General features: G+C 43.8%; 12 protein-coding genes. 1 reads left to right on the top strand and 11 read right to left on the bottom strand.

Annotated elements, in window-relative coordinates; translation table 11 throughout:
• Window positions 1-30: 30 nt before the first annotated feature.
• The 5 genes from LKX84_RS15895 to LKX84_RS15875 all read right to left on the bottom strand — a co-directional run bounded on the left by LKX84_RS15895 (window position 31) and on the right by LKX84_RS15875 (window position 9,050).
• Window positions 31-1,137: a formylglycine-generating enzyme family protein gene (locus LKX84_RS15895; protein ID WP_228238332.1), complete on the bottom strand. Its 1,107-nt coding sequence runs from the start codon at window positions 1,135-1,137 to the stop codon at window positions 31-33.
• Between the two features lie 508 nt (window positions 1,138-1,645).
• Window positions 1,646-2,536 carry a type IX secretion system membrane protein PorP/SprF gene (locus LKX84_RS15890; RefSeq protein WP_228238330.1) on the bottom strand — a complete coding sequence of 297 codons (891 nt, stop codon included), beginning with the start codon at window positions 2,534-2,536 and terminating at the stop codon, window positions 1,646-1,648.
• A gap of 30 nt (window positions 2,537-2,566) precedes the next feature.
• Window positions 2,567-7,408, bottom strand: coding sequence for a gliding motility-associated C-terminal domain-containing protein (locus tag LKX84_RS15885; RefSeq protein ID WP_228238328.1), 4,842 nt, complete (start codon window positions 7,406-7,408; stop codon window positions 2,567-2,569).
• Window positions 7,409-7,419: 11 nt separating this feature from the next.
• Entirely contained in the window at window positions 7,420-7,968 is a 549-nt protein-coding gene (locus LKX84_RS15880; RefSeq protein ID WP_228238326.1) for a DUF4347 domain-containing protein, read from the bottom strand.
• A gap of 476 nt (window positions 7,969-8,444) precedes the next feature.
• Window positions 8,445-9,050 carry a Crp/Fnr family transcriptional regulator gene (locus tag LKX84_RS15875; protein WP_228238324.1) on the bottom strand — a complete coding sequence of 202 codons (606 nt, stop codon included), beginning with the start codon at window positions 9,048-9,050 and terminating at the stop codon, window positions 8,445-8,447.
• Between the two features lie 178 nt (window positions 9,051-9,228).
• Between LKX84_RS15875 and LKX84_RS15870 the strand changes: the two genes are divergently transcribed.
• Window positions 9,229-9,441, top strand: coding sequence for a response regulator (locus tag LKX84_RS15870; protein ID WP_228238322.1), 213 nt, complete (start codon window positions 9,229-9,231; stop codon window positions 9,439-9,441).
• Window positions 9,442-9,634: 193 nt separating this feature from the next.
• Here LKX84_RS15870 and LKX84_RS15865 read toward each other — a convergent pair whose 3' ends face one another.
• The 6 genes from LKX84_RS15865 to LKX84_RS15840 are packed head-to-tail and all read right to left on the bottom strand — an operon-like array spanning window position 9,635 to window position 13,023.
• Window positions 9,635-10,033, bottom strand: a complete 399-nt coding sequence (locus tag LKX84_RS15865; protein WP_228238320.1) for a hypothetical protein — start codon at window positions 10,031-10,033, stop codon at window positions 9,635-9,637.
• Between the two features lie 15 nt (window positions 10,034-10,048).
• Window positions 10,049-10,276 carry a hypothetical protein gene (locus LKX84_RS15860; RefSeq protein ID WP_228238318.1) on the bottom strand — a complete coding sequence of 76 codons (228 nt, stop codon included), beginning with the start codon at window positions 10,274-10,276 and terminating at the stop codon, window positions 10,049-10,051.
• Window positions 10,273-10,698 (bottom strand): response regulator, encoded by a 426-nt coding sequence (locus LKX84_RS15855; protein ID WP_228238317.1) that lies wholly within the window; start codon window positions 10,696-10,698, stop codon window positions 10,273-10,275. The genes LKX84_RS15860 and LKX84_RS15855 overlap by 4 nt, the downstream gene beginning before the upstream one ends.
• Before the next feature lie 11 nt (window positions 10,699-10,709).
• A complete protein-coding gene (locus tag LKX84_RS15850) occupies window positions 10,710-12,167 on the bottom strand; it encodes a PAS domain S-box protein (RefSeq protein ID WP_228238316.1) in 1,458 nt (485 codons plus the stop codon).
• 33 nt (window positions 12,168-12,200) lie between these two features.
• On the bottom strand, window positions 12,201-12,599 hold the full coding sequence (locus LKX84_RS15845) for a hypothetical protein (RefSeq protein ID WP_228238315.1): 399 nt from the start codon (window positions 12,597-12,599) through the stop codon (window positions 12,201-12,203).
• A gap of 10 nt (window positions 12,600-12,609) precedes the next feature.
• Complete coding sequence (locus LKX84_RS15840) at window positions 12,610-13,023, bottom strand: hypothetical protein (protein ID WP_228238314.1); 414 nt, start codon at window positions 13,021-13,023, stop codon at window positions 12,610-12,612.
• Window positions 13,024-13,106: the final 83 nt, after the last annotated feature.

Genomic DNA, 13,106 nt, shown 5'->3' with positions numbered 1-13,106 from the left:
GTACAACCATACAAAAAATGTGTTTGGATCTTATTCCGATGGAGGGGACAAAACGGTTCTAAATCCCAAATGTTCCATGCCAGAATCGGGACTTGTGCCCATTCGGGCACTGATCCTATAACTTGCACAGTACGAGGCACTGCACAGGAACGAACCGCCTTTGATGACCTTTTCTTCCGCATATGGATTGGATGGATTAAAGGCTTTGGATGCCCCTTTGGGATTTTGGGCCGTTTCATTTTGGTCCGCCAGCTGCTTATAATACTTTGTATTATACCAGTCATCGGTCCATTCCCAAACATTTCCTGCCATGTCATAAAGGCCAAAATCGTTTGGAGGATAACTCATCACTGGGGCACGACGCTCAAATCCGTCCTCTTGGGTGTTGGTCACGGGGAACTCCCCTTCCCAAGAATTGGCATGTTTACTGAGTTGCCCCACATCGTTACCCCAGAAAAACAGGTCGTTCTTCTTTCCGGCCCTTGCCGCATATTCCCATTCGGCCTCAGTAGGCAATCTTCTCCCCGCCCATTTGCAATACGCCAATGCATCTTCCAACGCAATATGTATCACAGGATTATTTTCCTTGCCCATTATATCACTTTCTGGTCCATTGGGGTGTTCCCAACTTGCGCCGATTTTCCATTCCCACCACTGTGAATAATCATAGAGGTTGGGTACAGTGGACTTGGTTTTTTTAAATATGAGAGATCCTGGTTGTAAAATGGAGTCATGCGGTTTGGGTGTTCCTTGGGGCAATTGTTTTTTCATTTCTTCCCAATCTATTGCACGCTCGGCAATCGTCACGTAAGCGGTTTCCTTTACAAATTGAGCAAATTGGGCATTGGTCACCTCATGAACATCCATATAAAATCCATCAACGAACACCGGGTGAGCGGGCTTTTCATGTCCCATGGCCATTTTATCCGAAGAAACGGCACCTTGCATAAATTCCCCACTTGGAATCCATACCATTCCTTCTGGTGTAGGATGATCGGTTGGATCAAAAACGGTAGAGGACCTACTCTCCGAAGTTTGGATTTCTGAGTCCGTTGCGGATTCTTTTTTACCATTATTGGGTTTGCAATGCACAAATACAATGCACAACGGCAAGAACAGCCATCCTGAAATCTTCATGGTCGAATTTTTAAAAAATTAGTTGACGGATTATATTCGAAATAAAGGATTCTTCCCATGTATCGGATAACTAAAATAAGCATTATCCCTATAGCCATTGCATTTAAAACTTGAAACCCCCGATTGAAAAATGAGAAACAAATTATAAGACCCTTATAATGCGGACACCTATCCTTTTACTTGACCGACTACGCTTGGACAACGCTTATAAATGACTTAAAACCAGCAGCCCGTGGACTGCCAATCTTAAATTTCTTGTTTGGAATGTAGTATATGATAGCATATTATCACATAAAAAAAATATGCTTAAACCCTAAAATTTACAATTGATTGCCTTATTGGATTCTGTTTGAATTTGGCGGGCTGTATCATTTAAAAATTATGAATCGGGACGATGTACATAAAAACCGTTTAAAGCCTTAACCATAATAATAGATAAGGGAAAGCCCCTCAAATAAGGGGCTTTAACCAAAAAATTATATGTTTTAACCATCGAATTCTAAAAATACTACAGACTCATCCTCATGAACAACTCGTGGGTATTGTTGTCCAGCCCGTCAATGGGACTCTGCAATGCCGTTTCATAGGCATACCCTATGTTCAGGCCATTGCTGATCTTGAAAAGCACCAATCCACTGACACTTTCCTCGAAACGGTAAGAGGCACCAAACTCGAACCGCTCCCCGAAATCCAAGAGGCTGGTTAGTTCCACCGACACCGGTGAGGCGTCCACATAGCGGAACATTCCCATGGTCTTCAAATCTAGGGTCTTGCCGAGGAGAAAAGTGTACCCACCGCTCAGGTAAGCGTGCATGCGGTCCACGCCCAAATAGGCATTGCCGTCCCGTTCCTGCAAGCGGTCGGGGGTCAACAATTTCGGTGCAGACAACGACACGAAGTACCTGTCGTGCTTCAGGAACGCCCCTGCTCCTACATTGGGGGTGAAACGGCTCTCGTAGCCTACAAGTGCTCCATCTTGCCCCACTCCGTAGGTAATCAGTCCATCGGTATTGGCATCATAGGAGTTCGCACTCCCCTTAATACCAAAGTACAATGTGTGATCCTCATCCAACTGTATGTGGTAGGACACATCGATGGCCACCCAAGTCTGCCTTTCGATAAAGGTTTTGTCGTTCAGGATGGAAACCCCAAGCCCCAGTTTCCTGCCCACGGGCATCCCGAATATGGCACTCTGGCTCTCCGGGGCGCCTTCCACCCCGGCCCACTGACTCCTGATGCCCAACGAGAGCTCCGCCCCCTCCGAGCTGCCAGCAAAGGCGGGGTTGTAGATGTTCATGTTATACCTATAAAAGGTATAGTTCGGGTCCTGTTGTGCCTTTGCCGATACCGAAAGTACCAATGCCATGGCCAGTATTGTGATTCTATATATTGTATTCATGATCTTGATAGGTTTTTGTTGTGTTGGTTTTTAATAGTTGATGAAGATCCAGCCCTGTAACGGTGCACTACCATTGCCCAGGTCGATGATGTACAGATAAGATCCTGCAGGGAGCTTTTCATTCCTGCTTTTGTAGAATCCTCCCCAATCGTTGCGGTACGATCTGGTGGCGAACACCTCATGCCCCCATCGGTTGTACACTTTCACCACGTTGTTAGGGTAATTATCGATCCCCGGAATAATCCAAGTATCGTTGTTGCCATCCCCGTTGGGCGTGAAGGCCTGGGCCGGCACCAAAGAAGGCTCCTCGCTGGTTGGGAATGCATCGTCCCTGTCCGCAACCCCATCATTGTCATCATCGTCATCCAAACTATCGGGTATACCATCACCGTCCGTATCGACAGGAGTACTTGAAGCATCCGTCGGGTCCGTGCCCTCGTCCAGTTCCACTTCATCGGAGTAACCGTCGCCATCATCATCATCATCTGCATTGTTCCCTATGCCGTCACCGTCCGTATCGGTATCCTCTCCTGCATCTGTTGGAAAGGCATCTTCGTTGTCAGGTATGCCATCGTTGTCGTCATCGTTGTCCACATTATCTCCAAGACCATCACCATCATTGTCCACGTCTTCCACTCCATCATTATCATCATCATTATCGGCGTTGTCACCAATTCCGTCACCATCAACATCGGCACTTTCATTGGGGTCCGTTGGAAAGGCATCCTCATCATCGGGCACCCCATCGTTATCGGCATCGTTGTCCGCATTGTCCCCAGTACCGTCACCATCCGTGTCGGAATCCTCCGAATCATCTAGCGGGAAGGCATCCTCATTATCCGGAGTGCCGTCATTGTCATCGTCGTCATCGGCGTTGTCACCAGTGCCGTCACCATCGGTATCGGTATCCTCCGAATCATCTAGCGGGAAGGCATCCTCGTTATCCGGAGTGCCGTCATTGTCATCGTCGTCATCGGCGTTATCGCCAGTTCCGTCCCCATCGGTATCGGTATCCTCCGAATCATCTAGCGGGAAGGCATCCTCGTTATCCGGAGTGCCGTCATTGTCATCGTCGTCATCGGCATTGTCCCCGGTTCCGTCTCCATCCGTGTCGGTATCCTCCGAATCATCTAACGGGAAGGCATCCTCGTTATCCGGAGTGCCGTCATTGTCATCGTCGTCATCGGCGTTGTCACCAGTCCCGTCCCCATCGGTGTCGGTATCCTCCGAATCATCTAGCGGGAAGGCATCCTCGTTATCCGGAGTGCCGTCATTGTCATCGTCGTCATCGGCATTATCGCCAGTCCCGTCCCCATCGGTGTCGGTATCCTCCGAATCATCTAGCGGGAAGGCATCCTCGTTATCCGGAGTGCCGTCATTGTCATCGTCATCATCGGCATTGTCACCAGTCCCGTCACCATCGGTATCGGTATCCTCGGTGGGGTCTTTTGGGAAATCGTCATTGATGTCCAAAGTACCGTCATTATCATCATCGTCGTCAGAATCATCCGGGATTCCATCACCATCGGTATCTTGGGCCGCTGTAATATTTGCACTATAGGTAGTGCTGCTCAATGCATCGTCCCCATCTTTCACTTTAAATGAAAAGGAAGTGTAGCTTTCCCCAAATTCGCCACTTTCCGTGGTATATACCAATAAGGTCACATCATCAATCATATCATTGACCGATACGGGGTTACCATTATATGTCAATGTTCCTTTGGAGGGAAGCGAAATAATCTGGATTCCGTTAAATGCATCACTGGGGTCATCATCAGCAAAAGTGAAATCGCTTACAGCAAAGCCATATCCTATATCTTGAATCACATCCAAAGTAATATTACCTCCCTGAGGCGCATCATTCACATTGTTGATACTAAAGGAAACCGTTACGGTTCCAGAGAAGGAAACGGCATCCTCAAAATTATAGGTGAAACTGTCCGTTCCTGACTCGTCACCATCATGCTCATAGGAAAAAGTACCATCAGCATTAAACGTAAACGATGCGGCATGAGATGGGTTCGTAATAATGTGGTATACCAAATCATCCCCATCAATCTCAACATCATTGGTGGAAACATCCTCGTTCAACGTTGCGTTTTCATCCAAATTGAAGCTATCCGCATTTGCCACGGGGGCATCATCCGCAGGAAGAATGGAAAGCGTGATGTTGGCCGTTACCTTTTGGCCTTGATCGTCCAGTTCATAAGTGACAGTATCGGTGCCATTTTTGTTGGAGTCGGGAGTATATACTACTTGATTGCTTCCGTTGACCACGGCAGTCCCCTTGGTTCCTTGTACCGTGATGGTCACTGTTGGGGTAACACCGGTATCGTACACGTCGTTGTAGAGTACATCAATGGGGTCCGATACTGTATCTTCATCCAAAATGGCCAAGTCGTCATCGGCGCTTACCACCAAGGTAATATCATAAGGTCCAAAAGTGGCCGTACCCACATTACCTGCATTGTCCATGACCTCAGCGTGGATATACCATCCTGAACCTCCAGAATTGAATGAAGTCGTTTTGGATTGGCTATTGCTCCATGAGGTCCAAGCCGCATTGTCCGTTGCCGGCGGCGTGGCACTTTGCACTTTTGCAAAACGCTGTACATCAAAACCACTACCTCCATTCTCATCCTGAAAAACCAGTTGGATATCGGTATTGGTATCCAAGTTTCCGCTGGATGGATTTGCCGTAATGGTCGGCAAGGTATTATCATCAACAATGGTAAGCGTTCGGTAGAACGGTTCTGACCAAACCCCTGTATCAGTCTGGGTACGCAAACTGATGATATAATCCGCGGATAGGTTATTATATGCCGAGAAATCAGTCATCGGGGTCGAAGCGTTGTAAATCTGGGTATCTGTTGGGTCACCGTCACCATCATAAGTTCGTTGAGTCACGATCCATTCTTGGGTGGACAAGGTTCTTCCATAAGGATCAACCGAGTTGTCCTCAATGGCAATGGTCATGTTCCCGGTATAGGTATTGATCAAATCCGGTTGTATGTTGAACTGGGCAATGGGCAGGTCGGTACTGCCACCAGCACCTGATGTCTTTTCTACATAGATACTGGTAGGACTACTCCAGGTACCCTGATGATCCTGGACCCTTAGCATTACTAAATATTGACCATCGGAAACAGCGTTCTTATCAAATTGGCCATCAACCCAATCGTTGGTGGAAGCAGCGTCAACAGCTTTCCATTTCCATTCGGATTGGTTAATCCCATTATTGGAACCACCATCCAAATCGTAGGAGGTATTGTTGATAAAACCTGTGGCACTGCTATAAGTGAAACTTGCCACTGGCCTACGATGGAAATACAAGGTAGTTGGTGCCGTGGGCATTTCTTCAAAAGTGAAGGTATACTTACCAGGCTTTTCATAATACTCGGGCACATCTTCCAAGTAGAGTCCGCTCCAAGAAACACGCCCCGTGTTGTTCTGAAAATAAGTCTCGTCATGGGTGATCTTCCAGCGTCCGCTTGGGTAACTTGCATTTGCCGTATTGTTCTTCAACTGTGCTGGATCCACATCGATCTCTACAGAAGTACCCGCAATAAAGAACTCCCCGGCACTCACTGTACCAAATTGATATTGTTCGTAAATGTATTGGGCCATATCGTCTATCCAAGTGGACCAACTACCAGCATCCCTGTTAATAAAGGTTCCTTGACTGTTGTTTTGGGTAATAAACCGTTCAAACTGTGTCTCATTGGCATTGGTTCCCCAGCCGATGTAATGGATATCCTCATTGATGGTTCGCATCAAGATTTCGGAAAGATCGGTATCCACATCAAAATCAGCTACCTCTATATCGTCCAGGTTTACGTTGAATCTCAACGCACTGTTTCTCCATTGCGGTTCGCGCAAAACATCCTTAAAGGCACGCAGCTCCAGTTTTTCTATGTTGATATCCTTGAAATAGGCATTTTGCTGTTCGTGTACATAAAAGCCATAACTTCCGGAAGAAAAGGTTGTATCCGTTATATCAAAAGCTTCGATCCAATCGGTGCCGGCATTGCCTCCACCTCCCCGTCGAGAAATCTTGATATCATTACCCGACATTTCTATTTTAAAATCAATCTGCTGTCCGTTATAGAATGCGGAGAACATATCAGCCCTATTTTCATCCCAACCGTAAGTTGCCGTACCGGTTCTACCACTATTGGTGTTCACTGCCAAAATGGTGGTCACCCCATTTTCCCGTTTAAGGATCGCCTCTGCAGGATACCCATCCCCTGGCGCATAGTTCATAAGGTTACCGCACGCCGTATGGTTATCGATAATGTAGGCGTAAAAATTGTTGTTGTCCACTTTCTTGAAAATGAAACCAACTTCTGCATGTGTGTAGGGTGCCCCTGAAAGTCCGAAGGTTGCGGAAATGGTCCCATCGGAAACATCTCCTGTTGGATCGTACATGGCCACGCCATAGTTGCCCGAATTTCGAGCCACTGGATCTGCCAGGATCTGGTTTGTTCCTGAATCAAAGGAAAAGTAAGGACCTGAATAAGCACCGCCACCAGCACTGCCTAAGTAGTTATGGGCATTTGGGGGTTCGGCTCCATTAAAATCCATAATGTTCCAGCTATTGAAAATATCGCTGGCATCGGCTTGATCGGAAGAAATGGAGCTTCTTTGAAAAGCTTCCACACGGAGTTTTCCCAAAGGAATTCCCTTAAGGTGCATGGCCTGTTCAAGATCGGCCTCAAACGTGGAAAGATCCACATTGGCCGAACCAACAGTTACCATGACATCCACATTGGGTCCCTGTTTTACGGTCATATCCACGGTTTGGGCCTTTACGGCTCCAAACAGAAGAAATAACAAAAAGAATGATAAGGTATTTGTTATGGTTTGTTTCATGGCTGGTAGCTCTATTTAAATATTGAATTATTGACTGGTTGGTTCATTGTGGTATGATCAAAGTCCACGTCGGTACTAAAAACCGAGCTGCAGTTTGTAGGCACGGCTATGTTGAAATAGGATTTCTCACTTATTTTTTGGATCAATGAAAGGCCTTCAATGTCCGAACCCAGTGTACAATCATAAATAAGGAGTTGAATGTTTGTTCCTTGGTATAGCCCCTCCAACATGGAAAGTTCGAACTCTTCATCCACCTTGGCAGAATCATAAGATATATTGGAAAGTTCCAAGGATCCATGGCCCGAATTGGCAAATAAATGAAGGGTCAGCACCTCACGGTTCCGTTCCAAATATTCCCTAATGGACTCCCAAGGATTTTTGGACGCATCAACTTCAAAAACAGGTATCCCCGATGCCAAACGATCGAGTACTTGTTGTTTTTGGGAATAGTTGGAATCGATGACAACCAATTCATTGGATTGCGCCATAGTTCTGGTAACAAATAGGATGATCAGCATCAAAAAAAAGGATGAAGATTTCCTGTTAACTTGATTTTTCATTGTTTTGTTGATTTTTATTTATTGGTTAAAAAGTGATTTGCTTTTGCATTTTCCTTCAGCCCAAAAAAGGCATGGAACGGTCAGGCCGCCCAATGGGCAGCAATTTTCATGGATGCCCAAAACGTCATTTCTGACCAGGAATCCGTTCAATAAGCCTGTGATAGTTTACTCGGGAGTGTTTAGTAGATTTCTTTCATGACAAGGGAATCTTTTAATTGTTTCTTTTTTACTTGGATGGAACTTCTCCTACTTTATAAAAAATAAAATGTAGTTCTTTTCCTATTCGTTGTTTAAGAAACGGGGGCATATGCGTCTTATTTCAAGAAATCTTTCGGAGAATTGACAAAAATCAATTTTAGGTTATTTTCTTACAAAAAAGAAGGATATTCTTCCAATATATCCATATCAATCAGTGCAGTACGGATATCAGCAGGACAAATTATTTTAGTACCAACCGTTTTGGAAACAGATAGATCTTATGCTATAATTTTCTTTTCTTTCAATAACCGAGATAAGGTCTCTGGCCTCATAGCCAGGTAAGAAGCCAAATATTTTTTTGGTATTCTATTGATGATGTGTGGGTTGAGGTTTTCAATAAAAAAATTCAAGCGGTTTCCTGCATTGGGGATTCTTGCCAAATACACCCTATGTTCTGCCAGCATATAGTACTCCTCAAGTAATATCCTGTTGATCTGCCGCATTTCGGCAAAATTGTTGAGACAGTACTTGTAGTCCTCGTACTCCAAATAATCGCAGTGGGTTTCTTCTAGACTTTGAATGTACTCTTTGGTAGGCTCGTTCCTAAAAAAACCGGTAATGGAAGTAAACACTTCATTCTCACTATCGATCCATGTGGTAATTTCGGCAGAGTCACTTTTAAAATACCCTCTTACCATACCCGTTTTGATAAAGTAGAGTCTATTGCATACCTCGCCTTTATTACTAACCATCTCATTCTTGGCAAAGGAACAGCTCTTTATTTTTCCGGATAGATAGGATTTTATCCCGGACCCGAGTGGATAAATGGAATTAAGATAAAAAAGAACGAAAAGGTTTTTCTCTGGGTTTGGCTTGGCAATCATATTTTCTTACAGCATAAATAGTATTCCTTCAAAAATAATGTTTTGCTATCATTTACCACTTAATCAATATTAAGGAATTATATATTATGCCGATGGATCAAGGTACTGAAACATATTAGGAGCAAGCATTTCTCCCAAAAGGGGCATTTTCGAAAAAAAAGATTTCCAACATACTTTTTTGGATGGGTGGGGCTTTTTGGCCGAGTTCAAAAAACTGAAGCCTCAGTTGCCCAATGAACATGTGAACCTTTTTATGGTCACCTCCTCCAACGATTCCAACGACCTAAAACGGGCACAGGAGTTTGAGGAACTCACCGGATATGTGGTAAAACCTGTTTATGAGGATAAATTGACCGAGATCCTTACCGGGGTTTTTGATAGTTTGCAGTGACCGGTAAAGAACTGAGTGGGTGTTTGCCCGATCATTCGTTTAAAGCCGATGATTCTATTGACTTAATCAGTAAAGTCTGGACAATCCCCAAGCAAAATGGTGTAAATATCTTTTAAATAGCACCTTGCCTTTACCAGTACCAAAGATTGACAAGTATCTGGTTTTTTTGGTCTTGATCGGTAGTACCATGAGCCTATATCTCTACCAACTCCTGGTCCGCACTATATTCTATTATTGCCATGACCAAGGGTTTTCTACCAATGTTCTGAACATCATGGATATATTCCTTGGTCCCCAAAGTATGGTGTACATGCTCCCCTTTGTCATACATGATCAGGGATATTCCCCCATTGGAGAAACTGGAAATGGCCAACCCTCCTGACAGACATATGAGATCAAAACTGTTTCTCATGATCCTAAAAGGTAGTCTTTCATATGGTTCAAGCCCAAAAAAGCTAAGTTTATAGGATTGATTTTGATAAATGACATTGTCCGGTCCGGACTGGTTCTTTCCCAAATTCCTTAACTCATCCAATTTGGCTTGATCCCACCGATCAAAATCACCTACGCTGTTCAATTCAATACATTTCATGGCCAAGACTTCCTGTTATCGTTTTCGCTTTTTAATACACACAATCCAGACAACCACCAGCGTCACCATTATATAACTGGGCATGAGGATCAAGTCAAACCGAACAAGTTTTTTTCTTACTGCCCCATCCAATCCGCTGATGTCCAACTCCCAAATAATAAAATAGGCCCACATTACGATAAGTAGCATCGACAGAAAAACATCAATCGGTGTCATTTGCCCACAAAGTTTTCTACATTTCATTTTTGTACTATTTTGGTAGAGACGTCATTTATCATCTGTTGAACCCTTTCACCTGTCAAGGGTTTGGTTATAAACCCGCTGCAAGCCTTATGCCTATCCGCATCCATGACATCTTTGATATTGGTGGAGGATGACAACAGATAGATCCTTATGTCCCGCAACACCTCGCTGTCCAAGCCACTAAACTCGTCGAGAAATTCAAATCCGTTCATCTCGGGCATGTTGATATCGAGCAAAATGATATCTGGAATAAACTTGAAATCGGCATTGGAGCGTTGTCCCATGGATTCTAAATATTCAATGGCCTTTTTTGCCCTTATAAAGGTTATTATTTCCGCATCTTCTACTATCTTCTCGATGTATTTCTGATTGACGAAAAGATCTATCTCGTTATCATCGACCAGCATAAAATTTACTCTCATATATTTTTTGTTCACTTCTTGTTCGGGAACCTCACGGTAAAACTGGTCCCCTTGTTCACCTTGCTCTCCACCTTTATGGTACCGTTCAGGTCTTCAACAATCTTTTTAACAATGTACAGTCCCAGACCACGGGTCCCAGGCGTGTTCTCCACCTCTGCCCTATAGTACAGTTCAAATACCCTGTCCATGTTTTCTTTCTTTATGCCCTTTCCGTTGTCACTCACCTGTACCAACAATTCATTTTCTTCGGAACGAATCTCGATCTTGACCATAGGGGTATGCCCATCATTGGGCTTTATCACATATTTTATGGCATTCTGTATGAGGTTTTGAAAAACCGTAGAGATAAGATCTGGGCACGAAACAAAACTTATGGAATCCTGTATCCCTATCTTGAATTGGATACTTTCAAAATTCTCCTCCTCCTTCAGCAATTGCAATACGCCCTGAATGATTTTTGCAAAATCTATTTCTTTTGAATCATGGGCATGGGAAGACAACAAGGATGCATTTGCCAGTCCTTTTGATAGTACCTTGGCATGACCAATGGTTCTTTCAAGCATTTCTATGTAGACCTGCATCCCTTCAACGGTCTTCTCATCCTTCATAAGGTTGATCAAACCTTGGGCAGATGAGAACGGGGCATTTAGATCGTGGGCAGAGCGGTACATGAACAGTTCCAGTTCTTTGGTTTTTTGCTTCAATCGGTTCTCAAACGCAATCCTTTTGGAAATATCCAGCATTTTGAAACCATAAAAGTCCTCACCCTTGATGGTCCAGTTGCTCAGAACAAATTCAACAGGAAACTCTTTGCCATTGTTATCTATACAGTTCAGTTCCAGTATTTCTTGATTTCGGAGTCTTTTCAATCGATGCACCAATCCCAAAAAGTCGGTAAACGTTGCCCTTTTGTATCTTTTGACCATCAAGGTGGAAAGTGGTTTGCCAAGAATATCGAACGGAGGGTAACCAAATGCCCTTTCTGCCCCTTTGTTCCATTTAATGATAGTTCCCCTATGATCCGTGACGATCACAATCCCAATTTTTACCGACTCATAAATATGATGGTACATGGCGGTATCATTCTTTATGGTCTCCACCCTGGATTTTATGTTGGTGATATCCTCGTGCACGGAAAGAAACTTGAATGAATTTTCATTGTGGGTTTTGATCGGTACGATCTTGGTCCTTAACCAAATGGTATTTTCATTTTTGGATTTGCCCACCAAGATTCCCTTCCACTCTTTGCCTTGCTTAATGGTCTGCCATAGTTTGAGGTATTTTATAGAGTCTTGGGGTTCTGATTTTAAAAAATGGTTGGGCTTGCCCACCAGTTCGCCAAGATCGCTCCCTAAAAGTTCACAAAATCTTGTATTGGCATATTCAATCCGTCCATAGGAATCCATCACGGTATAAATGGTACTTGTTTCCAGAATACCTTTTATCCTTTCCTCCATCCACTTGTTCATATGTGGCCATAAGTATTTTAAGGTTGCCATAGCTCAATTATTATGTGATAAGCAATACTCTGTGGCCTTATTCAGATTATTGAATATGCCAAAAGGAATTTTTGTTTTGTAGATGCGCTTATATGCCTGAACCAGTAGTTTTACGGAAAGGGTACTCACCACATACCCTTCACAAAGCACGGAGGGCATGTTGTCCAAACTCTTTGCGAGCAACTGGGCTGCGGCACTGGAAAATGTACCCTTGGTACTCCTTAGGTCTATAAGAAGGGGCATTGGCCTTCCTTTTGACAGGGTCTCGATGGCCTCCAAGTATAACTGAGCCGTTTTATAATCGAGTTTTTTATCCATGTTCGAATTGCTGAGTTTGCAATGAAGGATGCCTTCCTCCCCAATCCAGAATTTGGCATGGCCCTGAATCTTTATTTCTTCCATGGTATTTGGTTTAGTGTACAAGTTCAAATTCCCTTGCTCTTTTTTGACAATATTCCAAAGCCTCCTTACGGTTGTAAAAAATGGTGTCCCAAAAGGCATTCCCATTGGTGATGCAGCTTATAGACATCATCATCTTCACAAAGAAGGACTTGACCAAAAAAATGCGGAACGGTGCAAAACAATCGACATATGAGGACGGTGACAAAAATTCAAACAGTTGTTTTGCCTTATAGCTCCCCACATCGGTCAAATGGATCAATAATGGAAGGTTTTTACCTTTGGATACGACCCTTATTTTTTCAAAAAGGGCCAAATAGGTCTTTCTATCCAAAACCTGATGCTCAAAATCCGTAGTGATAAGACAATGGACCATATTCGAATCCAACCAAATCAACACCCCTTCCATACCAATCTTGTCTTCCATGATTTCTATTTGGATTTGGAAGTCAATGGATGTGCCAAACGGGATTCAGTTGAATATTAAACTTGCAAACAACTGAATATCAA

Source organism: Allomuricauda sp. M10 (genome assembly GCF_020782875.1).
In the GTDB taxonomy this organism is placed as follows: Bacteria; Bacteroidota; Bacteroidia; order Flavobacteriales; family Flavobacteriaceae; genus Flagellimonas.
This window is presented reverse-complemented; position numbering and strand designations above follow the sequence as displayed.

What these genes read in the sequence shown, in the direction of transcription:
- LKX84_RS15895 (WP_228238332.1), bottom strand. Translation starts at nt 1,137, where the DNA reads ATGAAGATTTCAGGATGGCTGTTCTTGCCGTTGTGCATTGTATTTGTG.
- LKX84_RS15890 (WP_228238330.1), bottom strand. Translation starts at nt 2,536, where the DNA reads ATGAATACAATATATAGAATCACAATACTGGCCATGGCATTGGTACTT.
- LKX84_RS15885 (WP_228238328.1), bottom strand. Translation starts at nt 7,408, where the DNA reads ATGAAACAAACCATAACAAATACCTTATCATTCTTTTTGTTATTTCTT.
- LKX84_RS15880 (WP_228238326.1), bottom strand. Translation starts at nt 7,968, where the DNA reads ATGAAAAATCAAGTTAACAGGAAATCTTCATCCTTTTTTTTGATGCTG.
- LKX84_RS15875 (WP_228238324.1), bottom strand. Translation starts at nt 9,050, where the DNA reads ATGATTGCCAAGCCAAACCCAGAGAAAAACCTTTTCGTTCTTTTTTAT.
- LKX84_RS15865 (WP_228238320.1), bottom strand. Translation starts at nt 10,033, where the DNA reads ATGAAATGTATTGAATTGAACAGCGTAGGTGATTTTGATCGGTGGGAT.
- LKX84_RS15860 (WP_228238318.1), bottom strand. Translation starts at nt 10,276, where the DNA reads ATGAAATGTAGAAAACTTTGTGGGCAAATGACACCGATTGATGTTTTT.
- LKX84_RS15855 (WP_228238317.1), bottom strand. Translation starts at nt 10,698, where the DNA reads ATGAGAGTAAATTTTATGCTGGTCGATGATAACGAGATAGATCTTTTC.
- LKX84_RS15850 (WP_228238316.1), bottom strand. Translation starts at nt 12,167, where the DNA reads ATGAACAAGTGGATGGAGGAAAGGATAAAAGGTATTCTGGAAACAAGT.
- LKX84_RS15845 (WP_228238315.1), bottom strand. Translation starts at nt 12,599, where the DNA reads ATGGAAGAAATAAAGATTCAGGGCCATGCCAAATTCTGGATTGGGGAG.
- LKX84_RS15840 (WP_228238314.1), bottom strand. Translation starts at nt 13,023, where the DNA reads ATGGAAGACAAGATTGGTATGGAAGGGGTGTTGATTTGGTTGGATTCG.